This window comes from Candidatus Pelagibacter sp. (assembly GCF_052046145.1).
In the GTDB taxonomy this organism is placed as follows: Bacteria; Pseudomonadota; Alphaproteobacteria; order Pelagibacterales; family Pelagibacteraceae; genus Pelagibacter.
Window position 1 is genome coordinate 1,071,498 of the sequence record NZ_JBNGZR010000001.1, and the last position, 25,658, is coordinate 1,097,155.

General features: G+C 29.0%; 29 protein-coding genes. 17 read left to right on the forward strand and 12 right to left on the reverse strand.

Translation table 11 applies throughout. From position 1 onward, the window contains the following. Positions 1 to 31 precede the first annotated feature (31 nt). Both ACTT88_RS05780 and ACTT88_RS05785 read left to right on the forward strand, forming a co-directional pair. A complete protein-coding gene (locus tag ACTT88_RS05780) occupies positions 32 to 967 on the forward strand; it encodes a GDP-mannose 4,6-dehydratase (protein ID WP_440908358.1) in 936 nt (311 codons plus the stop codon). Next, positions 964 to 1,902 carry a glycosyltransferase family 9 protein gene (locus ACTT88_RS05785; RefSeq protein ID WP_440908359.1) on the forward strand — a complete coding sequence of 313 codons (939 nt, stop codon included), beginning with the start codon at positions 964 to 966 and terminating at the stop codon, positions 1,900 to 1,902. The genes ACTT88_RS05780 and ACTT88_RS05785 overlap by 4 nt, the downstream gene beginning before the upstream one ends. Here the strand turns inward: ACTT88_RS05785 and ACTT88_RS05790 are convergent. Further along, positions 1,899 to 2,402 (reverse strand): J domain-containing protein, encoded by a 504-nt coding sequence (locus ACTT88_RS05790; protein ID WP_440908360.1) that lies wholly within the window; start codon positions 2,400 to 2,402, stop codon positions 1,899 to 1,901. The two genes, ACTT88_RS05785 and ACTT88_RS05790, sit on opposite strands and share 4 nt — an antisense overlap. Positions 2,403 to 2,417: 15 nt before the next feature. Between ACTT88_RS05790 and ACTT88_RS05795 the strand changes: the two genes are divergently transcribed. Next, positions 2,418 to 4,493, forward strand: a complete 2,076-nt coding sequence (locus tag ACTT88_RS05795; RefSeq protein WP_440908361.1) for a S9 family peptidase — start codon at positions 2,418 to 2,420, stop codon at positions 4,491 to 4,493. Between the two features lie 102 nt (positions 4,494 to 4,595). Next, positions 4,596 to 5,042, forward strand: coding sequence for an Hsp20 family protein (locus tag ACTT88_RS05800; protein ID WP_440908362.1), 447 nt, complete (start codon positions 4,596 to 4,598; stop codon positions 5,040 to 5,042). Between the two features lie 47 nt (positions 5,043 to 5,089). On the opposite strand, the gene ACTT88_RS05805 is transcribed toward ACTT88_RS05800, so the two are convergent. Together ACTT88_RS05805 and ACTT88_RS05810 are read right to left on the reverse strand one after the other, a co-directional pair. Further along, the gene (locus tag ACTT88_RS05805) at positions 5,090 to 6,412 is read right to left on the reverse strand and encodes a uracil-xanthine permease family protein (RefSeq protein WP_440908363.1); all 1,323 of its coding nucleotides are present in this window, start codon (positions 6,410 to 6,412) and stop codon (positions 5,090 to 5,092) included. A 138-nt stretch (positions 6,413 to 6,550) separates the two neighbouring features. After that, complete coding sequence (locus tag ACTT88_RS05810; RefSeq protein WP_440908364.1) at positions 6,551 to 6,856, reverse strand: hypothetical protein; 306 nt, start codon at positions 6,854 to 6,856, stop codon at positions 6,551 to 6,553. Positions 6,857 to 6,982: 126 nt separating this feature from the next. On the opposite strand from ACTT88_RS05810, the gene ACTT88_RS05815 reads away from it, so the two are divergent. The 5 genes from ACTT88_RS05815 (at position 6,983) to ACTT88_RS05835 (ending at position 12,205) form a co-directional block, all read left to right on the forward strand. Continuing rightward, positions 6,983 to 7,573: a nucleoside deaminase gene (locus tag ACTT88_RS05815; RefSeq protein ID WP_440908365.1), complete on the forward strand. Its 591-nt coding sequence runs from the start codon at positions 6,983 to 6,985 to the stop codon at positions 7,571 to 7,573. Between the two features lie 3 nt (positions 7,574 to 7,576). Next, complete coding sequence (locus ACTT88_RS05820; RefSeq protein ID WP_440908366.1) at positions 7,577 to 9,067, forward strand: ABC transporter ATP-binding protein; 1,491 nt, start codon at positions 7,577 to 7,579, stop codon at positions 9,065 to 9,067. Continuing rightward, positions 9,064 to 10,128 (forward strand): ABC transporter permease, encoded by a 1,065-nt coding sequence (locus ACTT88_RS05825; RefSeq protein WP_440908367.1) that lies wholly within the window; start codon positions 9,064 to 9,066, stop codon positions 10,126 to 10,128. The genes ACTT88_RS05820 and ACTT88_RS05825 overlap by 4 nt, the downstream gene beginning before the upstream one ends. 8 nt (positions 10,129 to 10,136) lie before the next feature. Further along, the gene (locus ACTT88_RS05830) at positions 10,137 to 11,057 is read left to right on the forward strand and encodes an ABC transporter permease (RefSeq protein ID WP_425319189.1); all 921 of its coding nucleotides are present in this window, start codon (positions 10,137 to 10,139) and stop codon (positions 11,055 to 11,057) included. A 77-nt stretch (positions 11,058 to 11,134) separates the two neighbouring features. Next, positions 11,135 to 12,205, forward strand: coding sequence for a BMP family ABC transporter substrate-binding protein (locus ACTT88_RS05835; RefSeq protein ID WP_102133207.1), 1,071 nt, complete (start codon positions 11,135 to 11,137; stop codon positions 12,203 to 12,205). Positions 12,206 to 12,255: 50 nt separating this feature from the next. Here ACTT88_RS05835 and ACTT88_RS05840 read toward each other — a convergent pair whose 3' ends face one another. Genes ACTT88_RS05840 through uraH form a run of 6 tightly spaced genes read right to left on the reverse strand, consistent with a single transcriptional unit; the run spans position 12,256 to position 18,269 of the window. Then, entirely contained in the window at positions 12,256 to 12,780 is a 525-nt protein-coding gene (locus ACTT88_RS05840; RefSeq protein ID WP_440908368.1) for a phosphoribosyltransferase, read from the reverse strand. Positions 12,781 to 12,797: 17 nt separating this feature from the next. After that, the gene (locus tag ACTT88_RS05845) at positions 12,798 to 13,706 is read right to left on the reverse strand and encodes a urate hydroxylase PuuD (protein WP_440908369.1); all 909 of its coding nucleotides are present in this window, start codon (positions 13,704 to 13,706) and stop codon (positions 12,798 to 12,800) included. After that, positions 13,706 to 14,176, reverse strand: coding sequence for a nucleoside deaminase (locus ACTT88_RS05850; RefSeq protein ID WP_440908370.1), 471 nt, complete (start codon positions 14,174 to 14,176; stop codon positions 13,706 to 13,708). Before ACTT88_RS05850 ends, ACTT88_RS05845 begins: the two co-directional genes overlap by 1 nt. Continuing rightward, complete coding sequence (gene xdhB / locus ACTT88_RS05855; RefSeq protein ID WP_440908371.1) at positions 14,166 to 16,481, reverse strand: xanthine dehydrogenase molybdopterin binding subunit; 2,316 nt, start codon at positions 16,479 to 16,481, stop codon at positions 14,166 to 14,168. Before xdhB ends, ACTT88_RS05850 begins: the two co-directional genes overlap by 11 nt. Then, entirely contained in the window at positions 16,482 to 17,918 is a 1,437-nt protein-coding gene (gene xdhA / locus ACTT88_RS05860; RefSeq protein ID WP_440908372.1) for a xanthine dehydrogenase small subunit, read from the reverse strand. Next, positions 17,919 to 18,269 carry a hydroxyisourate hydrolase gene (uraH, locus tag ACTT88_RS05865; protein ID WP_440908373.1) on the reverse strand — a complete coding sequence of 117 codons (351 nt, stop codon included), beginning with the start codon at positions 18,267 to 18,269 and terminating at the stop codon, positions 17,919 to 17,921. It abuts the gene before it with no gap. 48 nt (positions 18,270 to 18,317) lie between these two features. Between uraH and uraD the strand changes: the two genes are divergently transcribed. The 4 genes from uraD to puuE are packed head-to-tail and all read left to right on the forward strand — an operon-like array spanning position 18,318 to position 21,182. Next, positions 18,318 to 18,815 (forward strand): 2-oxo-4-hydroxy-4-carboxy-5-ureidoimidazoline decarboxylase, encoded by a 498-nt coding sequence (gene uraD, locus ACTT88_RS05870; protein WP_440908374.1) that lies wholly within the window; start codon positions 18,318 to 18,320, stop codon positions 18,813 to 18,815. After that, positions 18,812 to 19,798, forward strand: coding sequence for an allantoicase (gene alc, locus ACTT88_RS05875; RefSeq protein WP_440908375.1), 987 nt, complete (start codon positions 18,812 to 18,814; stop codon positions 19,796 to 19,798). The genes uraD and alc overlap by 4 nt, the downstream gene beginning before the upstream one ends. Then, entirely contained in the window at positions 19,795 to 20,286 is a 492-nt protein-coding gene (locus ACTT88_RS05880) for an ureidoglycolate lyase (RefSeq protein WP_075536560.1), read from the forward strand. The genes alc and ACTT88_RS05880 overlap by 4 nt, the downstream gene beginning before the upstream one ends. Then, entirely contained in the window at positions 20,283 to 21,182 is a 900-nt protein-coding gene (gene puuE, locus ACTT88_RS05885; protein ID WP_440908376.1) for an allantoinase PuuE, read from the forward strand. Before ACTT88_RS05880 ends, puuE begins: the two co-directional genes overlap by 4 nt. A 7-nt stretch (positions 21,183 to 21,189) precedes the next feature. Here the strand turns inward: puuE and ACTT88_RS05890 are convergent, their stop codons facing one another. Continuing rightward, on the reverse strand, positions 21,190 to 21,513 hold the full coding sequence (locus ACTT88_RS05890; RefSeq protein ID WP_440908377.1) for a c-type cytochrome: 324 nt from the start codon (positions 21,511 to 21,513) through the stop codon (positions 21,190 to 21,192). Positions 21,514 to 21,556: 43 nt separating this feature from the next. Between ACTT88_RS05890 and ACTT88_RS05895 the strand changes: the two genes are divergently transcribed. After that, positions 21,557 to 21,844, forward strand: a complete 288-nt coding sequence (locus tag ACTT88_RS05895; RefSeq protein ID WP_440908378.1) for a DUF1330 domain-containing protein — start codon at positions 21,557 to 21,559, stop codon at positions 21,842 to 21,844. A gap of 12 nt (positions 21,845 to 21,856) precedes the next feature. Here the strand turns inward: ACTT88_RS05895 and ACTT88_RS05900 are convergent, their stop codons facing one another. Further along, positions 21,857 to 22,492 (reverse strand): DNA-3-methyladenine glycosylase family protein, encoded by a 636-nt coding sequence (locus ACTT88_RS05900; RefSeq protein ID WP_440908379.1) that lies wholly within the window; start codon positions 22,490 to 22,492, stop codon positions 21,857 to 21,859. Continuing rightward, entirely contained in the window at positions 22,485 to 23,366 is an 882-nt protein-coding gene (locus ACTT88_RS05905; protein ID WP_440908380.1) for a DMT family transporter, read from the reverse strand. Before ACTT88_RS05905 ends, ACTT88_RS05900 begins: the two co-directional genes overlap by 8 nt. A gap of 34 nt (positions 23,367 to 23,400) precedes the next feature. Here ACTT88_RS05905 and msrA point away from each other — a divergent pair, with 34 nt between their 5' ends. The 3 genes from msrA to ACTT88_RS05920 are packed head-to-tail and all read left to right on the forward strand — an operon-like array spanning position 23,401 to position 25,657. Next, the gene (msrA, locus tag ACTT88_RS05910) at positions 23,401 to 23,844 is read left to right on the forward strand and encodes a peptide-methionine (S)-S-oxide reductase MsrA (protein ID WP_440908381.1); all 444 of its coding nucleotides are present in this window, start codon (positions 23,401 to 23,403) and stop codon (positions 23,842 to 23,844) included. A 1-nt stretch (position 23,845) separates the two neighbouring features. After that, positions 23,846 to 24,658, forward strand: coding sequence for a sulfurtransferase (locus ACTT88_RS05915; protein ID WP_440908382.1), 813 nt, complete (start codon positions 23,846 to 23,848; stop codon positions 24,656 to 24,658). A gap of 3 nt (positions 24,659 to 24,661) precedes the next feature. Continuing rightward, positions 24,662 to 25,657 carry an efflux RND transporter periplasmic adaptor subunit gene (locus ACTT88_RS05920; protein WP_440908383.1) on the forward strand — a complete coding sequence of 332 codons (996 nt, stop codon included), beginning with the start codon at positions 24,662 to 24,664 and terminating at the stop codon, positions 25,655 to 25,657. Position 25,658 lies beyond the last annotated feature (1 nt).

Consider the following 25,658-nt stretch of genomic DNA (forward strand, 5'->3'; position numbering starts at 1 on the left):
TTTTTTAAAACATATAATAATTAAAAAAATAATGAATAAAAGAGTAAACTTGATTATTGGTTCTGGTGTATTAGGTGCGTATTTATCAGCTGAACTTTTAAAAAAAAAAGAAAAAGTAATTGTAACTTCAAGATCAGTAAATAAAAAATTTATTAATTATAAATACCTCAAAATAGAACACAAAATTAAATTTGAAAAACTCAATACAAGTAACAAAAATCAAATTAAAAATATTATTCAAAAATATAATCCTAATAAAATTTTCTATTTTAGTGGACAAAGCTCCCTAACGAAAAGTATTAAAAGTAAAAAAGAAACTCTAATTTCACATTATAATGGTACTAAAAATTTCTTAGATATTTTAAAAAGTCTAAAATTAGATACTAAATTTTTTAAAGCCAACTCAGGTTATATATTTTCACCACAAAACGGTCTTATTAATTTAAATTGTAAATTCTCTTCAAACAACAATCCATATATCAAAGCACAGCAAAAAGTATTTAATTTAATTAAAATATATAGAAAATTTGGATTAAATTTATCAAATTTGATATTTATGCAAATTGAGTCTCCATTAAGGAAAAATGATTTTTTTATCAAAAAGGTTTGTTTGGGAGCTAAAAATAAAAAAAAGATTGTGGTTGGAAATTTAAAAACATTTAGAGATTATTCTTGGATTACAGATGTAGTCAAAGCAATAGTTCTCACATCTAATTTAAAATCTAAAGATTATATTATTTCAGCAGGAAAAAAACTTTCTGGCATTGAAATAATTAAAACAGCTTATAATCTTAACAAATTAGATTATCGAAAATATTTTTCAATTAGTAAAAAATTTTTTAGAAAGAAAGAAAATAAATTCTTAATTGGATCAAATAAAAATTCTTTACACCTAAAAAATAAACATAATTTTAAATTTAATATTTTTGGTAAAAAATTAATAAAAAAAATGTATCAAAGTTTATGAAAACAGGTATCTATTTAAGTTATACTGGCTTGGGTGCAAATTTACTTCATCTTTCCTATTGTCATCAAATTGCCAAAAAGCATGGACCAGTAACTATTGTAACTCTCTGTAAAAATTTAAAAGAAGCACTAGCTGATGATCCTCTTATTGAAGATGTATATTACCTAGATAAATATCACAAAAAACTTTTAGACATTTTTAATCTTAGTAAGATTCTTAAGAAATTTCATTTTCAAAATTTATTAATTTATTATCCAAGTTTAAGATTATATTTTGCAGCAAAAATCGCTGGTATTGAGAACATATGGTCATATAAATCTAAAAATAAAAAAAATTTACACCTAGTTAAATCAGCAAAAGAATTAACAGAAAATTTTCTTAATATTGACAATTGTCTCACCGAAACCAACTTTTTTATAGATAAAGATAGAATCAAAAAAGTTAAAGAAGAATTAAATAATAATAGTTATAAAATAGTAATTGGTGCTGGTTCGTCTGGTCCAACCACAAGATGGGGGACAAGTAATTATGCTAATTTAATAAATAAGTTAAATGAACTAGATGATTATTTTTTTTTTATCTTATGTGGTCCAAATGAAAAAGAAATTGAAAATCAAATTTTATCTAAATTAAAGAAAAAAAATTTTTTAACTTTAAGTAGCAAAAGAATATATGATTTAATTCCATACCTTGGTATTTCAGACATGTATGTTGGAAACGATTCATTTGGTTCACATATAGTTTCACAGTGTGGAAAAAAAAGTGTTGTATTTCTCTTAGATGCTCCAAAAGCATATACAGACTATAGCGAGAACTATTATAGATTAGTTCCTGATGGATATAAAATTGATGAAATAACCCATGGTACTAATGCGGATCCAAATTTAATTTTAGTAAATGATGTAGTTGAAATAATTAATAAAATAAAAAATTAACTAATATCTTTTAATACAATTTCCTTAGCCTCATTAACTATTGCAGAAAGTCTTGATGTTTCGGGAGATATATCTGGGTGTATTTTTTTTTGAATTTTTTGATAAGCTTTATTAACTATTTCTTTGGTTGGTTTTTTATTAATATCTAAATTTAAAATCTTATATGCCTCAGATATCGATAATGATGAAGAATTATTATTTTGATATTGATTGAAAGAAAATCTTCCAGAATTTCTCAACGTTTGAATAAGTCTATAAAGAGAAAGCAATTGTATCAATGATAAACCTTTAAGTTTAACTAAAGCAAGACTTGCAAGAGTTAATGGTAATGTGAGTAGAAATTTTCCACCAATAGCAAATAAAATCGCTAATAAAGCCAACAATAAAATTGTTATCAGCCTCACTCCTTTTGACATTTTTTTTGGAGAAATATTTGACCACCATCTTAATAAAAAATATAAGATGACTAAAATTACAAGTAGATAAATAATAATATTCATATATTTCCTTATTAAATGAAAGTACCACAACTTAAAAAAAAACTAGAGATAAAAACTTGTCACAATATTGAGTGGGAAGACAATTACAGCTGGATTCATCAACATAATATTTTAGAAGTTCTAAAAGATAAAAGCAAGTTAGATCCTGAAGTGAAAAAATATTTAGAAGATGAAAATGCTTACTCAGAGCATCATTTAAAAGATACAAAAGATATCCAAAAAAAATTATTTGATGAAATTAAAGCAAGAATTAAATTAGATGATGAATCTTTGCCCTATAAAGATCACACTTATGAGTATTGGACAAAAACTACAACAAAAGGAAATTATTCCATAAAACTTAGAAAAAAAATTGGTTCAGAAAATATTGAGGAAATATGGAATGGAGATAAAGAAAAAGAAAAACTTAAAACTGAATATTTTGGGGTTGGAGATTTAGAAGTAAGTAACAATGATAAATATCTAGGATACTCTTTAGATCTTAAAGGTTCTGAGTATTACACAATTTATTTAAGAGATATAAAAACCAACAAAATTATTTCAAAAGAAATTGCAGAAACATCAGGGGGAATAACATTTAGTTTGGATGATAAATATATTTTTTATTCTAAACTTGATGAAAATCATAGAGCAAGAACAATATACAGGCACAGAATAGGTGATTTTGAGGGCAAAGATGAATTAATATTTGAGGAGAAAAGTGAGGCTTTTACAGTGGGAATTGGAAAAAGCTCAGATGAAAAATATTATTTCATAAATACTTCTGACCATAATACTTCAGAGCAATATTACTTTAAATCAGATGAATTAAATCCATCTCCAAAACTTATTATTAAAAGAGAAAGAGGTGTTCTGTATTCTGTTAATTCATGGAATGGTAAATTTTATAATCATACAAATAAAAATGCTGAAGACTTTAAAATTGATATTTGTGACAATTTAGAAAATCAAAATTGGCAAACATATATTCCAGCAAAAGACGAAGTTTTAATTGGTGGATTAACATTCCTTAAAAATTGGATTATTCGTGGTGAAACATCAGATGCATTAGATAAATTATTTGTCAAAAATATTTCTACAAATGTAGAAGAGGAATTAATTTTTTCTGATGAAACTGTTTATGTTCCAGGAGTAAGCTTAACTCAAAAAGATAGAAATACTGATGAAGTTCATTTGGGATATTCATCACCTAAAACTCCTTCTAGAGTATTTAAGTATAATTTAGCAACAAAATCTAAAGAACTTGTTAAAGAACAAGAGATCCCATCTGGTCATAATAAAGATGACTATATTGTTGAGAGGGTTGAGTTTAAATCTCATGACGGAAGAATGGTTCCATTAACAATTACTAGACACAAAAAAACAAAAATTGATGGGTCTGCAAACGTTTTATTGTATGGATATGGGTCTTATGGAAATTCTATGTCCCCAAGTTTTTCTTCTACAAGACTAAGTCTTATAAATAGAGATATAATTTGGGCCACAGCTCATATCAGAGGTGGTATGGAAAAAGGTATGAAATGGTGGAAAGAGGGAAAATTAACAAACAAAAAAAACACTTTTGAAGATTATATTTACGCAGCAAAATATTTGATCGAAAAGAATTATACGTCAAAAGGAAATATTATTGGAATGGGTGGATCAGCTGGAGGATTATTAATGGGAGCTGTTGTCAATCAATCTCCTGAATTATTTTTAGGAATTATTATGGCTGTTCCTTTTGTAGATTCTTTAACAACAAATCTAGATCATTCTTTACCTTTAACTGTTGGAGAATTTGACGAATTTGGAAATGCAAAAGAGAATAAAGAACACTTTGATTATATTTTTTCATATGCACCCTACAACAATATTAAAAAAATGGATTATCCACATATTTTTATTACAACAAGTTTAAGTGATAATAGAGTTTTATTTGATGAACCTGCAAAGTTCACAGCAAAACTTAGAGACTATAAAACAGATAATAATTTGCTTCTCTTGAAAACCGAAATGAATGCTGGTCATGGTGGAAAATCAGGAAGAGATGGCGCAATAGAAGAAATTGCTATTGACTATGCATTTGCATTAAAAATTTCAAAAAAAATTTAGTACACTTTAAATCTTGAAAAAAACAAATTAATTCCCATATAAACTTAGTAAGTCGCCTAATGGGGCTTACATAAATAAACTTGCTTAACAAAGGAGGATATTATGACAAGTAAGGATCTATCTATATTTAACTCACTTAGACCTTTTTCAATTGGTTTTGATGATATGTTCGACCAATTCGAAAATATGTTGGGAAATGGGAATTTGACGATGCAGTCAAATTATCCACCATACAACATACGAAAGACAGGCAAAGACAACTATGCAATTGAGGTAGCATTAGCTGGCTTTAGCAAAAAAGACGTAGAGGTTGAGTTCGAAGACAATTTATTAACAGTAAGAACAAAACAAGTTAATAAGTCTGAGGACAATGATGTTAATGGAGAAATTATTCATAAAGGTATTTCTCAAAGACAATTTGCAAGATCATTCACTATTGCTGATGATGTAAAAGTTAATGGTGCTGAACTTAAAGATGGTCTTTTAACAATATCTTGTGAAAGAATAATTCCAGAACATAAAAAAAAGAAGCTTATTGAAATTAAATAAGTCTTAAACCTTGCTTGTGGGGATTTCTCCCCACAAGTTTAAATTAATTATTTCTTTGCCATTATAGCATTTAAAACAAATGCTAGTAACCCAGCAGGTATAAGTCCAGTTGTTAACAGTAGTTTTAAACTTATTCCAAAATCTGGAATATTTTTCACAAAGTCTGGTAACAATGACATTCCAATTCCAAAAGACAAAGAAAGAGCTAAGATTAATAAATTTCTTTGATCCATTTCTGCCCTTGAAATCAATTTAATGCCAGCAGCTACAATCATACCAAACATAATAATTGCTGCACCACCTATCACAGATTCTGGCATCGCTGCAATTATTCCACCTAATTTTGGAAATAATCCCATAAGAACCAAAACTATTCCAGCTATAGTTCCAACATGTCTACTTACAACTCCTGTAAACGCAACTAGTCCAGCATTTTGCGAATAAGATGTATTTGGCATCGCATTAAATATTGCACCAAATGCAGTACCAACACCATCTGCCATAATTCCACCTGATATTTCTTTATCCGTTGCCTCTCGTTTAGCACCACCCATTGTCGTAGCACTTATGTCTCCAATTGTTTCAATTGTTGTAACAACTGACATAAACAACATTAAAATTATTGCACCAGGTACAAAATCAATTCCATATTGAAGTGGCATTGGAAATGCAAACCATGATGCGGAAGCAATTTTTCCGTAGTTAACCATTCCTAGTGCAGCTGCAACTATGAAGCCAGCTACTATTCCAATTAAAATTGATCCTGCAGAAGCCATCCCTTTTCCTCTAAGATTAAAAAAGATAGCAACTATAAACACTGTGAAAGCAACAGTTAAATGATTTGCATTTGCAAAGATTTCAGGTTTATTATTCATTAACCATCCACCTCCACCAGCATACATAAAACCAACTTTAAGCAAACTAAATCCAATCATTAGTACAACTATTCCTGTGACCAATGGTGGGAATAGATGTCTTATTGGTTTTAAAACTTTTCCAATAAAAATTTGAAAAATTCCTCCAATGAACGCTGCTGTAAATACAGCACCTAATCCTGCTGCTTTAAATGGTAGCATAATTGGTATAAACGCAAAACTTGTTCCTTGAACAATAGGAAGTCTTGCACCAATTTCTTTGTATCCAACTGTTTGGATAATTGTTGCAACTCCTGCAACAAACAAAGCCATTTGAATCAAAAATATTTTTTGTTCAGGCGTTTGACCAAAAACTCCAGCCACAATAATAGGAACCGTTATATTACCAGCAAACATTGCTAGTACGTGCTGAATTCCTAAAGGTATGGATTTATTTAATGGAAGTTTTTTATCCGGACTGTTTGTAGAGCCCGCTTTTGTTTTTTTTGAAGCCATATAACCTCCGTCGTTAACTAAATAGACGTTACATTATTGGCTATGAATTAATATAAAAAAACTGATTAGTTTAGAACAACTCCACCTTAGATAGTGAAAAAAACCTATAATGAGCAGATTTATTTTAATTTATAAAATTTAAAAGCAACCGTTTGAAACAAAACCCACAACTATATTCTCTGAATTTATTTCAAACCTACGTTCGCATGGAACAAGGTATTTTTTACTATTATAAACAAACTCAAAATTGCCTTTAGCATTTTTAAAATCTTCGTCTGGTTTTCCAAGCTCCATCTGAAGTTCACTAGCTGATTTTCCAAGAAATTTACTTAATTTTTCATTTTCCTTTTCAACAATAGCATCTGTTTTATCTTTAACAGTTTGACACCCTGAAAAAAAAATTAATATAATTACAAGACTTATTAATGATTTAAATTTTGACATAAGTTTAAATTAACATCTTTTGTTTCACAAATTATTAACTTTAAAGTTGTATAAATAATTTATTTCTTATTACTTTTAAGTTTAATTATAGTAACAATTGTGTTCTTTATTTGATGGTCCAAGCATATGAATGAAAAAGCCCTAGAAAAGATACTAAATATATTTTTAAAAGAAGTTTTACCCTTAACTGAACAAGGTGTTGCCAAAGGTAGTAAAATATTTGGTGCCGCAATAATTAAAAAAGATGATTTATCTCTTGTAGTTTCAGAAACAAACAATGAAATAGAAAATCCATTGTGGCATGGTGAGATGCATACTCTTAAAAAATTTTATGAATTAGATGCAAATAAAAGACCAAAAGAAAAAGACTGCATGTTCTTAAGTTCTCATGAGCCTTGCAGTATGTGTTTGAGTGCAATCACATTTTCTGGATTTGATAATTTTTATTATTTGTTTCCGTATACTGCCACAAATGATGAATTTAATATTCCACATGATTTAAATATACTCAAAGAAGTATTTAAAATTAATGATGGAGAATATAATAAAGAAAATTCCTATTGGAAAAGTCAGAATATAAATTTACTTGTTGAAAATTTACCTTCTTCAAAAAAAGAAAACATTTTAAATCAATTAGACGAAATTAAAAAAAAATATAAAAAATTATCAAATCAATATCAGGAAAATAAGGATGGAAATTCTATACCATTAAATTAATTAATGAATACAAACCTTAAAATTTCAAATGTAACTAAAATATATCCTGGGTGTGTTGCAAACGACAATATTTCACTCGAATTTAATAGTGGTAAAATTTATGCTCTTCTCGGAGAAAATGGTGCTGGAAAATCTACACTAGTTAAAATTCTATCAGGCGTCATCATTCCTGACGAAGGTAAAATTTATTTAAATGAAAATAATCTAAAGCTTAATTCGCCATTAGATGCAAAAAAAAATGATATCGGAATGGTATTCCAGCATTTTAATCTTTTTGAAACATTGTCCGTATTTGAAAACTTAATAATAGATTCAGATGAACAAAGGGAAAGTTTAAGAGAAAAAATTGATACAATTATGAAAAAATATAATTTTTCAATTGATCTTGATATTCCTATTCTAAATCTATCAGCAGGTCAAAAACAGAAAGTGGAAATAATAAGATGCCTAATAAGGAATCCAAAAGTTTTAATTATGGATGAACCAACATCTGTATTAACAGAACAAGAAACGAGTGAATTATTCTTATCTTTGAAAAAATTTTCAGAAGAAGGAATTTTAATTATTTATATAACACATAAACTAAAGGAAGTTATGCAGCTTTGTGATGAAGTTGCTGTAATGAGAAGAGGAAAGTTAGTTTCTGTAAGTGAAATAAAGAACGAAAATATTGAGTCACTTGCTAACAAAATGGTGGGTCAGAACCTAAAAACAATTAAGAAAAAAAAAGCAAAAACTTCATCAGATCAATTAATTAAAATAACGAATCTTAATTTTACAAGTGAAGACCCCTTTGAAACAAATTTAACGGATATTAATTTTTCTGTTAATCGAGGGGAGTGTTTAGGAATTGCTGGTATATCAGGAAACGGACAAAGTGAATTATTTCAAGTATTAAGTGGTGAAATTATTTCGGAAAAGAACTCTATAGAATTTAACAATAATTACATAGGAGATTTAAGCCCTCAAGAAAGAAGAGAATATTTGATGGCCTTTTCTCCAGAGGATAGGCTTGAGCAGGCTGCAATTCCACAAATGAAAATTTTTGAAAATGTAGCTCTAAACAATTTTAAATCATCAAATTTTTTTAATAATGGATTAATAAACGAAAACAAAATTAAAGAACATTCCAAAAAAATAATTTCAGATTTTAATGTTAATACGGACAACATTGAATTAAAAAGCCAATTTTTGTCCGGAGGTAATCTTCAAAAATTAATTATTGGAAGAGAATTAATAACATCTCCAGATTTATTAATTTGTTTTAATCCAACTTGGGGTCTAGATGTTGGAGCAATAAATTATATCCACGAAACATTGATTAAAATCAATGAACAAAATAAATCAATTATATTAATATCTACAGACACTGATGAGTTATTAAAATTAAGTGATAAAATTTCAGTGATTCATAAAGGAAAGTTGTCAAAAATTATGAATTCTGAAGAAGTTACCTCTGAAAAACTTGGGATACTAATGGGAGGAGCAAATTGATTAAAATCGTAAAAAGAGACCAACCATCAAGAGCTATTTTTTTCTTTACACCTGTGTTGGCTATTTTTCTAACATTAGTAGCGGGAGGTTTGATTTTTTTTATTTTAGGTTTTAAACCATTTGAAGCTCTTAAATTTTTTTTCATAGTTCCAATTGCAGATAAATATGGTTTCAGTGAATTACTATTAAAAGCTACACCTCTTTGTTTAATAGCAATCGGTTTATCTTTTTGTTTTAAAAGTAATAACTGGAATATTGGAGCCGAAGGACAATTAACTTTTGGGGCGATAGTTTCTGGAGGAGTTGCATTATTGTTTTATGAGCAAGAAGGATTTTACATTCTTCCAACAGTAATTTTAGCTGGTGCAATTGGTGGTATGCTTTATGCATCAATACCCGCAATATTAAAAACTTACTTTAATACAAATGAAATATTAGTAAGTCTTATGTTGGTATATGTCTCAAAATTAATTTTAGACTATCTTGTTGTTGGCCCTTGGAGTAATCCAGAGGGGTTTAATTTTCCTGAAACTAGACAGTTCAGTGACTCTGCTAAACTTCCGTTATTATTTGAAGGACTGAGAATTCACGCGGGAATATTCTTAGCTTTAGCTGCGGTGGTTATCAGTTGGTTTGTTTTTTATAAAACGTATTTAGGGTTCCAAATGAAAGTTTCGGGTTTTAGTTTAAAGACAGCAAAATATGCCGGATACAAAGGTAAAAAAATGATCATCCTTGTTTTTCTAATAAGTGGTGCTTGCGCGGGTTTAGCTGGAGTTGGAGAAATAACTGGACCTATTGGACAGCTTCATAGAGAAATTTCTCCAGATTATGGTTTTACTGCTATAATTGTAGCGTTTTTGGGTCGTTTACATCCTGTCGGTATTATCTTTGCATCTCTAGTCGTTGCAATAACTTATCTGGGTGCTGAGACAGCTCAAATATTTATGCAAATACCTAAATATACTGGTCAGGTTTTTCAAGGAATGATTTTATTTTTTCTTCTTGCATCAGATTATTTACTTTTTTTCAAAATTAAATTTATAGGTTTAAAAAAATGATCATCGATATAAATTTTATTGGACTGATAATTGCATCAATCATGGCCTCCGCTGTTCCATTAATCCTAGCGTCTTGTGGTGAACTGATTACAGAAAGGTCTGGAGTTTTAAACCTTGGTGTTGAAGGAATGATGATCATTGGTGCTATATCAGGCTTTGCACTAATGACAGTGACAGGAAGTTTAATTATTGCAATTTTTGGTGCAATGTTAGCTGGAGTTTTAATTTCAACTATTTTTGCATTCCTGACGCAAACATTGATCACAAATCATGTTGCTACTGGTTTGGCGCTTACCATATTTGGAATTGGTATTTCTGCGATGATAGGAAAAAATTTTGTAGGTATTCCTGGAAAAGAGTTTCCTGTTTTATTTGAAGGTTTAAAAGATACAATACCACTTTTAGGTCCAATATTATTTGGACATTCAATTGTTTTTTATTTTGCTTTTGCCCTTCCCTTCATAACTAGCTATTTTTTAAAAAAAACGAAAATTGGATTAATTGTAAGAGCTGTAGGAGACTCACCTGAGTCTGCATCTAATCAAGGAATAAATGTTAGGCTAGTTCGTTACGCTTGTATACTTTATGGAGGCGCAATGAGTGGACTTGCTGGTGCATATTTATCCATGATTTATACTCCTCAGTGGATTGAAAATATGACAGGTGGAAGAGGTTGGATCGCATTGGCTCTGGTGGTTTTCTCGACCTGGAACCCAATTAAAATTTTGATTGGTGCTATGATTTTTGGCGGGTTAACAATTATTCAATTTCATATGCAAGCAATTGGGGTAAGAATTCCTGTGCAATTTTTAACAGCTCTACCTTACATCGTTACAATAATAGTTTTAGTTGTAATTTCTCGTGATAGTAGAAAAATTAGGCTAAGTACTCCTAGTTCTCTGGGGAAATCTTTTCATAAAGACAATTAATTCTAAAATAATTATTTTTTTTAAGATAATTTAATTTAAATTTAAATAATTAAAAAATCAAAAGGGGAAATAAATTTATGCATAAATTTTTAATTCGATCTTTCGTCTCTTCTTTAGTTTTATTATTTACATTAACTGTAGCTGCAGTTGCCAAAGATGTTAAGGCAGCATTTGTTTATATTGGTCCAACTGGTGACCATGGATGGACATATCAGCATGATGTAGGTAGAAAAGCTGTTGAAGCTGCCGGATTTAAAACAACTTACGTAGAAGGTGTTCCAGAAAGTGCCGATGCTGAGAGGGTTCTTAGACAATTAGCTAACTCTGGTCATGATGTTATCTTTACAACTAGTTTTGGATATATGAATCCAACTAACAAAGTTGCAAAAGAATTTCCAAATGTAAAATTTGAACATGCTACTGGATACAAAAGAGAACATCCAAATGTTTCAACATACGCAGCTAGATTCTATGAAGGTAGAACTATCTTAGGAACAATTGCTGGAACTATGACAAAATCAAATGTTATTGGTTATGTTGCATCTTTTCCAATTCCTGAAGTTATCAGAGGTATCAATTCATTTACTTTAGCAGCTCAAAAAGTTAACCCAAATATTAAAACTAAAATTGTTTGGGCTTTCACTTGGTATGATCCAGGTAAAGAAGCAGAGGCAGCAAAAGCTTTAATCGATCAGGGTGCTGATGTAATTGCTCAACATACAGATAGTACTGCTATTGTTCAAATGGCTGAAAAAGCTGGAGTATATGCTTTTGGACAAGCAAGTGATATGGACAAGTTTGCTCCTAAAGCTGTATTAACTTCAGTTGAGAACAATTGGGGACCATATTACGTAGACAGAGTTAAAGCAGTTGCAAATGGTACATGGAGCCAAAAAGATACTTGGCATGGTATTGGAGATGGTATGGTTGTGATATCAGATTTGGATTCACAAATGCCAGCTGACCTGAGATCAAAAGTTAAAAAACTTCAGGCAGATTTAGCATCTGGAAAAGTTCATTCTTTCACAGGACCAATTTATGACCAGAAAGGTAACTTGATGGTTGCTGAAGGAAAAACTGCAGATGATGGAATGCTTGCAGGAATGATGACTTATGTTAAAGGTGTTGAAGGAGATATACCGAAGTAAGCTCTTAAACTTATAAAAATTTAAAAGGCCAGTTTTTTAACTGGCCTTTTTTATATTTGATGTTTTTTTTTAATTTCTTCAATTCTTAATTCTTCATAAATTTCGAAGGGCTGCACAATCCAAGGATTATCAGGAAGTTTTTTTGCACAAAAATCTGGCTCAAATGTTGATTTCTTTTTTTTAAATAAAGTAGCAGTCTTGATATCCTCAATTTTATCCTTTATTGGTTCATATTTTTTTAACCAGTCTATACTTTTGTTAAAAGTTATTCCTGTATCAGATAAATCATCGCATAAAAGTATTTTACCACCCATATTAGGTGCGATAGAACTCATTTCCCTTGAGAACACAATATCACCCTGCTCATCCTCCACTCCTTTACCACTGTAAGACTCAACTGCAAGATATGCACATTTTAATTTAAATATTCTGCTTAATACGTCTATCATTGGTGCTGCACCACGCATGATGCCAATCAGTATTGTTGGTTTATATCCACTTTCATCAATTTGGATTGCTAACTTTTCAACAGTCTGGTTGTACTCTTCCCAACTGACAATCATTTTTTCTGTCATAATTTTTTAATATCTATTTATTTAAATAATAAAACTAAAACTGCAAGAACGATAAGTGCAATTATTGAAGATATTAAGATATACAACCTATGAATGTTTCTTCCTCTTAAATTAAAATAATGTCGTGCTACTCCAGTAATAACTGCTAATGCACATAATATTAACCAATTATACTGATGATAAACTAAGAAACTTGAGTGTCCAGAAAGCATTATAAACAATACTAAAAAAGTGGAATAATTATTATGAATTGATCTCTGTTTAGCTGCAAGAGATAAACTCATATCAAATTTTTCACCTCTTTTACTACTGGTGATGATGTTCATTTGATTGGGTATAATAACTGTAAAAACATTACCAAACATATTGGTTCCTATAATTAGTCCAACACTTAAAATTGCAAATTTTGGTCCAAACAATTTTGTTAAACCAAAGGAAACAGCTGCTAATAAAATAATTGCTGTAGATATAAATAGTACATTATTTTCAATCAATTTTGATTTACACAATAGATCGTATATAAACCAAAAAATAATTAATGATAAAAGCGAGATAATAATGGCGTAACTAGGAGGCATCAACAGAACACGTTTATCGACCATTAATACACCAGCGTTATAATAATAAATTACAACTAAGAGCAACATTCCTGTTACAAAAGTTAGGTAACTTTGCCATTTAAAAATTACTAATCTATTTAAATAATCCTGTGGTGGTGAGGTTTTTAACCTTGAAAGTTTATAAAAAAAACCAGAATGCATCAGATATCCTTCTCCATCGACATCATCACTTGTTATATTTTTATTTAAATTATTGTCTAAGTAATTAAATAAAAAACTGTTACCTACCCATAATATTGCAAATACTACATGGCCCCATCTTAGAATAACTTCTAACCATTTAATTGTATAAGGTAAAAATTCCATCAGTATTTTATTTTATCTACTTTTTTATCCCAAATTTCAAAAGCTTTTAAAGCTTCTTCTCTAAGCATTTGTACCATTTTAATTTTTCTATCATCAATTTTTTTTGGAATTTCTGTATAAATAAAAGAATCATCAAAATCTATATTTTTTGCATCTTCTCTAGTGTTAGCATAATATATTTTACCTAATCTTGACCAATAAATTGCTGAAAGACACATTGGGCAAGGTTCACAAGATGTATAAATCTCGCATCCAGATAGATCAAAAGTATTTAAATTTTTACAAGCTTCTCGAATTGCTACTATTTCTCCATGAGCAGTTGGATCATTTGTGGAAGTAACTTTGTTAGAGCCCTCTGCAATAATCTTTTGATCCTTAACTATAACACTTCCAAAGGGACCTCCTATAGTATTCGCACTTTTTATTGAAAGTTCAATGGCTTTTGCCATAAATTTTTTTTTATCTTCCATTTTTTTTTTTTATTTTATTTTTAATTTTGTTAATACTCATTAAAATTCTTTCAGGTGTTGCTGGCGCATTAAGTTCTGGTACAAACTGATAATTTCCAACTGAAGCAACTGCATCTTTAATTGCATAAAAAACACTCATAGCTAACATTAGAGGAGGTTCGCCTGTTGTCTTTGCTTTATTAACAACTTTTTCTTTATTTATTCCATCTTTAAAAATTTCTACATTAAATTTTTTTGGAATATCACTTACAGCAGGAATTTTATACGTTGATGGAGAGAAAGTTGTAATTTGACCATTTGATTTCCAATTTAGTTCTTCAATAGTTAACCAACCTTGTCCTTGAACAAAACCCCCTTCGATCTGACCTAATTCAAGTGCAGGATTTATTGGTTTTCCTGCATCATGCAAAATATCAACTCTTTCTAGGATATTTTCACCTGTTAGCGTATCTATAGTTACTTCTGAAACAGCTGCACCATAACAAAAATAATAAAATGGTCTTCCTCTAAATTTTTTTTTATCAAAGTTTATTTTTGGCGTTGAATAAAAACCTGAGGATGAAAGAGAAATTCTATTTAAATATGCTTCTTGGATAATACTTTTAAATTCAAATTGTCTGTTTCCAAATATTATATATTGATCCTTATAAATTGCTTCTTGATTGTAAATCTTATATTTTTTTTTAATAAATTTTTCTAAATTTAATTTAATTTTTGCTACTGCATTTAATGCTGCAGCACCATTAAGGTCTGTGGTTGAAGATGCAGCGCTAGCTGAAGTATTTGGTACCTTAGCTGTATTTGTTGATGAAATATGTACTAAATTATATGGTAATCCCAAGGAATTGGCCACTAGTTGAGCTATTTTTGTATGAGTCCCTTGACCCATTTCTATACCACCATGGTTCAAGTACACACTTCCATCTGTATAAATATGCACTAAAGCACCAGCTTGATTTAAATGAATTGTTGTAAATGAAATCCCAAATTTTACTGGTGTAATAGCTATACCCTTCTTTTTAAATTTATTTTTTTCATTGAATTTTTTTATCTCTGAATATCTTTTCTTATAATTAGATTTATTTTCTAAATTTTTAAATATTTCATTAATCACATTGTCTTCAATAGTCATTCCATAGTGAGTTATATTTTTTTTATCTTTTTGATAAAAATTTTTCTTTCGAACTTGAATAGGATCTATTTTTAAATACCTTGAAATATTATCAATAACATTTTCTATAGCCATCATTCCTTGATTTCCACCAAAGCCTCTAAATGCAGTTGAAGTTGGAATATTTGTCTTGCATAAATTATTTGTTACCTCGATATCTGATATGTAATACGCATTGTCTATATGAAGAAGAGCTCTTTCATTTATTGCTGCTGATAAATCAGGCGACATTCCACAATTTGATGATAAGTTAATTTTTAATCCTTCAATAATTCCTTCATCATTAAATCCAACTTCGTATTCAGATAAAAATTCATGCCTTTTACCAGTCAAAATTATATCATCATCTCTATCTAGTCTTAATTTCACAGGCTGACCTGTTTTTTTTGCCAACAACGCACAAATACATGCAGTCATAAAATTTGTCTCTTTCCCTCCAAATCCACCTCCAATTCTTCTTACTTCAACATTTATAGAATTACTTTTCTGATTAAACATTTTTGCAATTAATTGTTGTGTCTCAGAAGGATGTTGTGTTGAACTGTAAACTAAAAAATTATCATCTTCTTTAGGTATAACAAACGCTGCCTGACCCTCTAAATAAAAGTGTTCTTGACTTCCGGTTGTAAAGTTTCCTTTCAAATTATATTTTGAATTTTTAATTTTCTTAGAAGGGTTTCCTTTTTTAATTTTTCTAGGCTTAAATAAAAATTGTTTTTTATTTAAAGCATCTTTTATTGTGATAACTGGTTTTAAATCTTTATAAGTGATTTTTGCCTTTAATACTGCTTTTCTTGCAAGTTCAGTAGTTGTGGCGGCTACAGCGAACAAAGGTTGACCAAAAAACTCAACTTTTTTATCTGGAAATATTGGATCACCATCAAAAACAGGGCCTACATCGTTCCTTCCTGAGATATCACTTTGAGTGACTACTGATATCACCCCTTCACTTTTTTTTACATCGCTTAAGTCTATTTTTTTGATTATTGCATGAGCTTTTTTACTTAAACCAATAGCACCATAAATTGTATTTTTTGGTTCATTAATGTCGTCAGTGTATTCAGCGTATCCACTTACATGCTTATAAGCACTATCATGTGGTCTTACATCATTAATATAGTTCTCTTTGCTCATTTAATTAACTCTCGTTAGCTTATTAGAATGTATTTCTACGAAACATTTCATCAATAAATTTTTTGCTATCTCTAGTCTATATTCTTTACTTGCTCTCATATCCCCTATAGGACTTAGGTCTTTATCAAGATAATTTTTGGCTTGATTAAAAGTACTTAAATTAAGAGGTTTATTCTTAAGAATTTTCTCACAGGCTTTAGCTCTTTTTGGTACAGCTGCCATACCTCCAAAAGCAATAAAAACCTCTTTAATTTTATTTTTATCAATTTCAAAATTAAAAGATCCACAAACAGATGAAATATCATCATCAAATCTTTTTGATATTTTAAATGCTTTAAAAATATTTTTCTTAAATAATGGTATTTTTATTGAGTGAATAAATTCATTCTTTTTTAATTTAGTTTTTCTATAATCAAGGAAAAAATTGTTTATAGGAATAACTTTTCTTTGATTGAAGCTTTCAATTAAAATTTCTGCATTTAAAGATAACAAAATTGGTAATGTATCACCTATCGGAGATGCTGTTGCAATGTTACCACCTATAGTTCCTACATTTCGAATTTGAACAGAACCATATCTTTTAAGAACTAAATAAAAATCTGGATAATGTTTTTTAATTTCTTTTTCAAATTTTATTAAAGGTGTAGAGGCGCCAACCTCAAGGTAATTTTTATTTACTTTTATAAAGTCTAATTCTTTTATTTCTTTTAAATCAATTATAAAAGGAATTTCTTTTCTTTCTTTTGTAACTTTTAAAGATAAGTCTGTTCCACCTGCAAGAAAACTAAAATTTGAGTATTTTTTAATTATATTTTTTAAATCCTTAATATTCTTTGGTGAAAAATAAATTTTATCATCTTTTTTAATATAAATATTTTTTGGTTTAATTTTTTTTAATAATTGAATAACTTTATTATTATTTTTACTAAATTGATCATTCCTGTTTTTCTTGTCTAAACTTTTTGCAGCATCTAATATAGGTCTATATCCAGTGCAACGACATAAATTACCTGATATAGAATCTGTTATTAATTCATTATTAAGATTTTTGTTATTTTTAAACATTGAAAATAAAGCCATAACAAATCCTGGTGTACAGAAACCGCATTGGGAACCATGAAATTTTACCATCGCATCTTGTACAGGGTGAAGTTTGCCATCTTTGGAAACCAAATCTTCTACAATTAAAAGTTGTTTACCATTTAATGATGGAACAAATGAAATACAGGAATTAATTGCTTTATATATAATCTTATTATCGACTAATTCACCTAAAACAATTGTACACGCGCCACAACCACCCTCTGAACATCCTTCTTTGGTTCCAGTCTTTTTTAATTCGGTTCTAATATAATTAAGTATGGTTTGATTTGGATCAGGATTATTGATTACTATAAGTTTATCATTTAATAGAAATTTAACAGAGCTCGATATCACTTAACTACCTCTATAAGTAGAATAACTCCAAGGTGAAACAAGTAAAGGAACATGATAGTGCTGTGAGGGATCTGAAATACCAAATCTGATAATAACATCATCCAGGAATGGAACATCGCTAGCTGCAGATGTATTTTTAAAATAATCACCAATATGAAAAACTAATTCATATTTACCCTTAATAAAAATATCGCCCTCAGCTAATGGTGAATTAGCTCTACCATCGTCATTGAGTTTTGTTGACGTTAATTTTTTTCGTTCTGAATTATTAATATAAAACAACTCAACTAGGATACCATTGCCAGGTTTACCAGAATACACATCTAAAACATGAGTTGTGAGCTTTGTCATAAAATTATAATATCATTTAGTTTTAAACTTAAATTATTTTAAAGTTATATGAGAACAATAGATAACATTAACGATCTTAACAAGTCTGATTTTTTGTCTTTATTTGGTAATGTTTTTGAAAAAACTGAGTCAGTTGCAGTGGAAGCATTTGAGTCAAAACCATTTAAAAACTTCGAAGATATTATGTTTAAAATGCTTGATATTTATGAAAATTACGAAAAGAATAAAATTTTAGAGATTTTAAATGCTCATCCTGAGCTTGCTGTAGCAAAAAAAATGACCTCCGAATCTATATCAGAACAAGCTTCTGCAAAATTAAACCAATGTTCTAATGATGAATATGAAGAATTTAAAAAATTAAATTCAGAATATAAAAAAAAGTTTAATTTTCCTTTTATAATTGCCGTAAAAGGTAAAGATAAAAATGAAATTTTGAATAATTTTAGACAAAGAATACAAAGTGATGTAGAAAGTGAATTCCTTGAAGCAAAAAAACAAGTAAAAAAAATCGCAACCTTTCGTTTGAATGAAATAAATAAAAAATGAAAAAATTTATAAGTGCAAAAATGATTAACTTAGCGGATCCAAGAATTGGATCTAAAGTAATTTTTAAGACTGACGATTTTTTTGCAGCTGCTCACAGAATATTAAATATTAAAACTCCAGTTTTTAAAGATGGACTATTTGACAAACATGGTAAATGGATGGATGGATGGGAAACAAGAAGAAGAAGATCAAAAGGTTTTGATTATTTAATTTTAAAACTTGGTAAACCTGGAAAGATATTTGATATAGACATTGACACAACACATTTCAATGGAAATCAGCCCACACATGCTTCGTTAGAGGGTTGCTTAAGTAAAACAAAGCCTAATAAGAAAACTAAATGGATTTCTTTACTGAGCAAAAAAAAACTTGGGCCAAGCCGAAACCATAGCTTCAAATCAAACAACAAATCTGTTTTTAATTATATAAGACTAAATATTTTTCCAGATGGTGGAGTTGCAAGGTTAAGGCTTTATGGAAAAATTGAAATGGAGAAAAACTTTTTAAATAACAAAACTATTAACCTTACATCTGTTTTAAATGGCGCTTCAATTATTGGTTGTAATAATGAACATTTTGGCAGAGCTGAAAATATCATAGCACCTGGTAAAGGAAAAAATATGGGAGATGGTTGGGAAACAAGAAGAAGTAGAGGAAAAAACTTTGATTGGCTTATAATAAAATTTGGAAAACCAGGATTAATAAAAAAGCTAGAGATAGATACCCATCATTTTAAAGGAAACTATCCCGATAGTTGTTCAATTCAAACTGCAAGCATTTCAAAAAAACTGTCCAATAAATCAATTGTCAATAATTCAAAAAATTGGAAGTTTATTATAAATAAGTCAAAACTGTCAGCTCACAAGAAACATATTTTTAAAAAATTCTTAATTAAGAGAAGTAAGGAAAATTATCTTAAAATAAATATCTATCCAGACGGTGGAATTTCAAGAATAAGGGCATTTGGAAATTTTGTGAGATGAAAATAATAAAAGCAAAAAAAATTACTAAAAAAAATTTTTCTAAATTTGGTCAATTAATAGATACGTCAAAAAAAAATCCTATAAATATTAATGATGGGTATGCAAAAAGATTTGATAATTTAATTAACGTAGATGCATCTAAAAACAAAGGGAAAGCAATTGTTAGTATTTTTAAAGCAAAAAAAAGAAGGTTTCCTATGAAAATTGACATGATGGAAAAACATCCTTTAGGAAGCCAAGCCTTTATACCAATGGAAGATACAAAATTTTTAGTATTTGTAGCACCAAAAGGAGATAAACCAGATGTAAATAAAATCCAATCCTTTTTAGTCCCAAAACAAACTGGAGTTAATTACAATGCTGGTATTTGGCACTTTCCGTTGATTTCTATGAAAAATATGAATTTTCTAATTGTTGATAGAAAAGGAAAAGGAAACAATCTTGTTATTTATAAATTTAAAAAAGATAAAATTATTTTGAAAAAATGAAAAAAAAATACCCAAGAGATTTAGTGGGATATGGTTCCAAAAAAGTTAAGGTAAAGTGGCCTGGTAATGCTAAGTTAGCTTTGCAATTTGTACTTAATTACGAGGAGGGAGCAGAAAATTGTACTCTTCATGGTGATAAAACTTCAGAAGTATTTTTATCAGAAATTATAGGAGCAAAACCAATTAAAGGTCGACACTTAAATATGGAATCAATTTATGAATATGGATCAAGAAGAGGGTTTTGGAGAATTCATGATCTATTTAATAAAAAGAAAATTCCACTTACTATTTTTGGAGTTGGTATGGCATTGGAGAGAAATAAAGAAGTTTGTTCTGCTATAAAAAAAGCAAAGTATGAAGTTGCTTGTCATGGGTGGAGATGGATTGATTATCAAAATGTATCAAAGAAAAAAGAAAAGAATGATATGAAACTTGCAGTCAAATCTATAAAAAAGATTTTTGGCTATCAACCTGCTGGTTGGTACACTGGTAGGTGTAGTACAAATACTTTAGATTTAGTAATCGAAAATGGTGATTTTTTATACTGTAGCGACACATATAGTGATGATCTTCCTTATTGGATAAAAAAAGGTAGTAAAAAACAACTCATGGTTCCTTATACACTCGATAACAATGATATGAGATTTGCAACTAATCAAGGATTTAATTCGGGTGAACAATTTTATAATTATTTAAAAGATAGTTTCGATGCCCTTTATGAGGAAGGAAAAACTTCACCAAAGATGATGTCGGTTGGCTTACATTGTAGATTAATTGGAAGACCTGGTAGAATACAGTCTCTTAAAAAATTTTTAAATTACATTACAAAATTTAAGGATATTTGGATCTGCAAAAGAGTAGATATAGCTAAACATTGGATAAAAAATTACAGTTAAATTTTTATTATTGTTCAGCAGCTATAGAAGTATAGTGAGCAACTGCTTCTATTTCATCATCAGTTAATATACCCTCCATCGCAGGCATTACTCCTATACCGTTTCTAACTGCCATTATAATTCTTTGAATATCGGGTCTAATTTCATTTAAATTTGGACCAACCATTGCGTTCGATCCAGCATCTGAGAGCATATGGCATGCTGCACAATTTCCAGCCCCCAGAAAAACTTCTTTTCCCTTATTAAACAATTCATCGGCATTAACCTGGGTTAATGATGAAAATATCAAAAATAATAATGTACAAAAGAAATTTAAAAATAATTTTTTCACATAAATTTGGTATCATAATTAAAAAAAATTAAAAAGGAGAATTATGAAAGCTTATTGGGTTGCAAATTATACAGAAATAAAAGACGACGAAAGACTTAAAAAATATGCCGTTAAAGCTAAAGAAGCGGTTGAAAAATATTCTGGAAAAATAATAGCGAGAAGTGCAAATAATATAACTTTAGAAGGTAGGGAAATGGTTAGAGTAGCACTTGCAGAATTTCCAGATATTGAAACAGCAAAAAATTGTTACAATTCCAAAGAGTATGTTGAAGCTAGAAAACATTTGGAAAATAATGCTACTCGAGAACATATAATTTTTGAGGGAATGTAAGCTGATAAAGGCTTAATATTGAATAGGTTCGGGATCTATACTTCTCCATAAATACCAAGTCGCTACAGAACAGTAAGGGGAAAACTTTTTGTTTAAATATTTCACGTAACTTTCAGGTGGAAGATATTTTTTATTAAAATTTTTTGAAATAGCTCTTAACAAACCAATATCTTGGATTGGCCAAATATTAGGACGATTATAAGTAAATAATAAAATCATTTCTGCTGACCATCTTCCAATTTGTCTTAATTGAGAAAGATATATTATGGCATCTTCATCAGACATATTTGAAATAAGTCTTGGATTAAACTCTTTACTTAATATTTTTTGGGCTAAACTTTTTATTCCTTTCACTTTCTGTCTACTTAGACCGCAGCTTTTGAGCTGAACAGTAGATAACTTACTTACTGTTTTTGCGTTAATTTTATTTTTACATTTTTTCTTAAATTTTAAAAAAACTGAATTAGCAGCAGCTACACTAATTTGTTGTCCAATTATACTTTTACAGAGGGAGAAAAAAACATCTTTTCTTGTAGTTAGTACTGTCTCTGAAGGGGATTTATATTTTTTAATCAAAGAAGACATGATTTTATCTTTTTTAGATAAATATTTTTTTGCTTTATTCCAATATGATGGGGTTTTACTCATGTCGTGAAACAGATAACTTTTTTTTCAAATACATCTCTCTTCTAAATATAATTATAGATGAAACTATAACTAATAAAGCTCCTAATAATGTTTTAGAGGTTGGTATTTCGTTCCAAATAAAATATCCAAATATTATAGCAAAGACTAATCCAAGATATTTTAAAGGGGAAACTAAACTTACTTCTGAATATTTATAAGATTGTGATAACCATAAATTAGCAAGACCACCTAATATACCAACCATAGATAGCAAAAATAAATCAATTAAACTTGGCAAAATCCATCCCTGATAAATAGATAGAAAACTTAAAAGCATTATTGAGAATGAAAAGAAAAAACTAATCAACCAGGCAGGTTCAGTCGATGATAATTTTCTTATAGCAATAGCAACGTAAGATAGACCTAAGCAAAAAATTATTGGATAAATATAATATAAATTTAAAGAGCTAAAACCTGGTTCAGTTATGAAAATTATACCAACAAATCCAACTAGGACCGCTAACCATCTATAAATACCAACTTTTTCTTTTAATAAAAAAATTGAAAATATTGTTATAAATATTGGTGCTGCAAAAGATATACTCACAACTGTTGCCAAAGGTAAATTTCTTAGTGCTACAAATATAGAAACCAAAGCAATTAATCCTGCTAAACATCTTTTAAAATGAAGAAATGGTCTAGTTGTTTTATAAAAATCTAAATATCTATCTTTAGGAATAAGAAATAAAATAGGAATTATTCCACAAAATCCTCTGAAAAATAATACTTGTCCAACGGGATAATCCTCAGACCATTTAACAATCACATCCATAAGTGAAAATGCACATACCGATATGAACATGTAAAAAAAGCCTAATTGATTTTTTGATAGCATATGATTAACTTTAGATTAATTAAGTTAATTATCAATGGAAATAGCAATTTTAGGATTAGGATGTTTTTGGGGACCAGAAATTAAGTTTAGTAAACTTGATGGAGTTATTAAAACAGAAGTAGGTTATTGTGGAGGTCATAATGCTGAAACCAATTACAAAGAAGTATGCACAGGCACAACAAATCATGCAGAAGTAGTAAAATTAGATTTTGATCCTAAAGTAATATCTTACGAGAAAATTCTTGAATATTTTTTTGAAATTCATGATCCAACAACTTTAAATTCTCAAGGACCAGATTTTGGAACCCAATATAGAAGTGAAATATTTTATTTAAATGATCAGCAAAAAATTACCGCTGAAAAAATGATAGAAAAAGAAAACGCCAAATTATCAGGAAAAGTAGTAACAAAAACTTCTTTAGTTAAAAATTATTGCCCAGCTGAAGAGTATCATCAAAGATATTTGGAAAAAAGATAAAATGTCTCTAGTCGATACAAGTTGGTTAGAAAATAATATTGATAAAGTAAAAATTATTGATTGCTCATGGCATATGCCTCAAACTCAAAGAAATGGTTTTGAGGAATATACAGAGGAGCATATTCCAAATGCTATTTTTTTTGATTTAGATAAAAATTCTAAATTAGATACTGATTTACCACATATGCTTACCGATACTAAATCTTGGGAAAAAATAATGAGCAACATGGGTATAGAAAATAATGATCGAATAGTAATTTATGATAATTCTGATGTTATTAGTTCTTGTAGATGTTGGTACAATTTAATTTATTACGGACATGATCCTAAACTAGTTCATGTTCTGGATGGTGGATTAAAAAAATGGAAAAAAGAAAATAAACCTACAGATAACAAAGAAGTAACCAATCAAACTTCAAAGTATATATGCAAAGAAAATATAGAGCTAGTTAAAAATAAAAAACAAATAGATGAAAATATTAATTCACATGAATTTAATGTTGTTGATGCAAGAAGTAGAGAAAGATTTGAAGGCAAAGTTGATGAACCAAGGAAAGGTCTTAGAAGTGGTTCAATAAAAAATTCTTTTTGCCTACCCTTTTCTGAATTAGTAAACAAAGACCATACTTTTATTAGTAAAGATAAAATAATGGAAAAATTTAAGTCCTTTAAATTTGACCATGATAAAAATCTAGTGTTTTCATGTGGTTCTGGAGTGACTGCAAGTGTATTGGCACTAGCTTATTCTTTAATAAATGCTAAATATATGCCGACAATTTACGATGGCTCTTGGGCTGAATACGGAAAAAATTAACTTATGAAAACATCTACAAAAATAACAAGTATAGTAATCATATTTTTCTTAATCATTGCAACAGTGATCATTGGAAGAACAATGATAGGAAATCATTTCAAAAAAAAATTTAGTAAAAGACCGCCTCCTGGAATAATAATAACTACTACTCAAGAGAGAGTTTTTGAAAATGTTGTTAGTACCTATGGGACTGCAACTCCAATTCAAACACAATCATTTAAAATTGAAAAATATGAAATATTAAAACCTATAAAATTTAATCAAAAAGTTAAAAAAGGTGATGTAATTGCTGAGCTTAAAAATCGAAAAGTTATTGCTCAATTTGATGGTGTTATTGGAAAAAGAGAATTTTCGGAAGATATAGAGGTTTCAAAATCCTCAATATTAATTAATCTTGAAGATACTAGCTCAATATATTGTGATGTAGATATACCTGAAATTTTTGTACCATTTATTGAGGTTGGTCTGCCAGTTGATATTAAATTTTCTGGATATAAAAATAAAATTTATAAAGGTGAAGTAGACTCTTTTGCTAGCAGGATAAGTGAGGATACAAGAGCTTTAGCAACAAGAATTAAAATGGACAACTCATCAGGTGAAATTTTACCTGGCTCATTTTTAGAAATATCAATTAAATATGATGTGAGAAATGGCTTAAGTGCTCCTGACACTAGTACAATTGTCGAGGGTGAAAATGTTTTTATTTATAAAGTAGATGAAAAAAATAAAGTAATGAAAACAAAGGTAACCATTGGTGATAGATATTTGGGCTTTGTAGAAATATTAGATGGATTAAATAATGGAGATAAAATTGTTGCAGAAGGAACAAAAAAAGTAAGACCAAATTTAACAATCAGACCTATAGAGAAAGGTGCTAAAAAAAAACAAGGAAATTCTAGCTGGGGTAAAAAAGATAAATCAAAAAAAGCTGACGAAAAAAAAGGTAAATTTGATTGGTTCAAAAATATTTTTAAAAAATCAGATAAAGAGAAAAAATAAT

Excerpts from the sequence above, each read along its gene's own strand:
- ACTT88_RS05810 (WP_440908364.1), bottom strand. The coding sequence starts at position 6,856 with ATGTCAAAATTTAAATCATTAATAAGTCTTGTAATTATATTAATTTTT.
- ACTT88_RS05845 (WP_440908369.1), bottom strand. The coding sequence starts at position 13,706 with ATGGAATTTTTACCTTATACAATTAAATGGTTAGAAGTTATTCTAAGA.
- ACTT88_RS05785 (WP_440908359.1), top strand. The coding sequence starts at position 964 with ATGAAAACAGGTATCTATTTAAGTTATACTGGCTTGGGTGCAAATTTA.
- ACTT88_RS05915 (WP_440908382.1), top strand. The coding sequence starts at position 23,846 with ATGTCTCTAGTCGATACAAGTTGGTTAGAAAATAATATTGATAAAGTA.
- ACTT88_RS05820 (WP_440908366.1), top strand. The coding sequence starts at position 7,577 with ATGAATACAAACCTTAAAATTTCAAATGTAACTAAAATATATCCTGGG.
- ACTT88_RS05795 (WP_440908361.1), top strand. The coding sequence starts at position 2,418 with ATGAAAGTACCACAACTTAAAAAAAAACTAGAGATAAAAACTTGTCAC.
- ACTT88_RS05850 (WP_440908370.1), bottom strand. The coding sequence starts at position 14,176 with ATGGAAGATAAAAAAAAATTTATGGCAAAAGCCATTGAACTTTCAATA.
- puuE (WP_440908376.1), top strand. The coding sequence starts at position 20,283 with ATGAAAAAAAAATACCCAAGAGATTTAGTGGGATATGGTTCCAAAAAA.
- ACTT88_RS05900 (WP_440908379.1), bottom strand. The coding sequence starts at position 22,492 with ATGAGTAAAACCCCATCATATTGGAATAAAGCAAAAAAATATTTATCT.
- ACTT88_RS05790 (WP_440908360.1), bottom strand. The coding sequence starts at position 2,402 with ATGAATATTATTATTTATCTACTTGTAATTTTAGTCATCTTATATTTT.
- uraH (WP_440908373.1), bottom strand. The coding sequence starts at position 18,269 with ATGACAAAGCTCACAACTCATGTTTTAGATGTGTATTCTGGTAAACCT.
- alc (WP_440908375.1), top strand. The coding sequence starts at position 18,812 with ATGAAAAAATTTATAAGTGCAAAAATGATTAACTTAGCGGATCCAAGA.
- ACTT88_RS05780 (WP_440908358.1), top strand. The coding sequence starts at position 32 with ATGAATAAAAGAGTAAACTTGATTATTGGTTCTGGTGTATTAGGTGCG.
- ACTT88_RS05905 (WP_440908380.1), bottom strand. The coding sequence starts at position 23,366 with ATGCTATCAAAAAATCAATTAGGCTTTTTTTACATGTTCATATCGGTA.
- msrA (WP_440908381.1), top strand. The coding sequence starts at position 23,401 with ATGGAAATAGCAATTTTAGGATTAGGATGTTTTTGGGGACCAGAAATT.
- ACTT88_RS05895 (WP_440908378.1), top strand. The coding sequence starts at position 21,557 with ATGAAAGCTTATTGGGTTGCAAATTATACAGAAATAAAAGACGACGAA.
- ACTT88_RS05840 (WP_440908368.1), bottom strand. The coding sequence starts at position 12,780 with ATGACAGAAAAAATGATTGTCAGTTGGGAAGAGTACAACCAGACTGTT.
- ACTT88_RS05880 (WP_075536560.1), top strand. The coding sequence starts at position 19,795 with ATGAAAATAATAAAAGCAAAAAAAATTACTAAAAAAAATTTTTCTAAA.
- ACTT88_RS05805 (WP_440908363.1), bottom strand. The coding sequence starts at position 6,412 with ATGGCTTCAAAAAAAACAAAAGCGGGCTCTACAAACAGTCCGGATAAA.
- xdhB (WP_440908371.1), bottom strand. The coding sequence starts at position 16,481 with ATGAGCAAAGAGAACTATATTAATGATGTAAGACCACATGATAGTGCT.
- ACTT88_RS05815 (WP_440908365.1), top strand. The coding sequence starts at position 6,983 with ATGAATGAAAAAGCCCTAGAAAAGATACTAAATATATTTTTAAAAGAA.
- ACTT88_RS05920 (WP_440908383.1), top strand. The coding sequence starts at position 24,662 with ATGAAAACATCTACAAAAATAACAAGTATAGTAATCATATTTTTCTTA.
- ACTT88_RS05835 (WP_102133207.1), top strand. The coding sequence starts at position 11,135 with ATGCATAAATTTTTAATTCGATCTTTCGTCTCTTCTTTAGTTTTATTA.
- uraD (WP_440908374.1), top strand. The coding sequence starts at position 18,318 with ATGAGAACAATAGATAACATTAACGATCTTAACAAGTCTGATTTTTTG.
- ACTT88_RS05800 (WP_440908362.1), top strand. The coding sequence starts at position 4,596 with ATGACAAGTAAGGATCTATCTATATTTAACTCACTTAGACCTTTTTCA.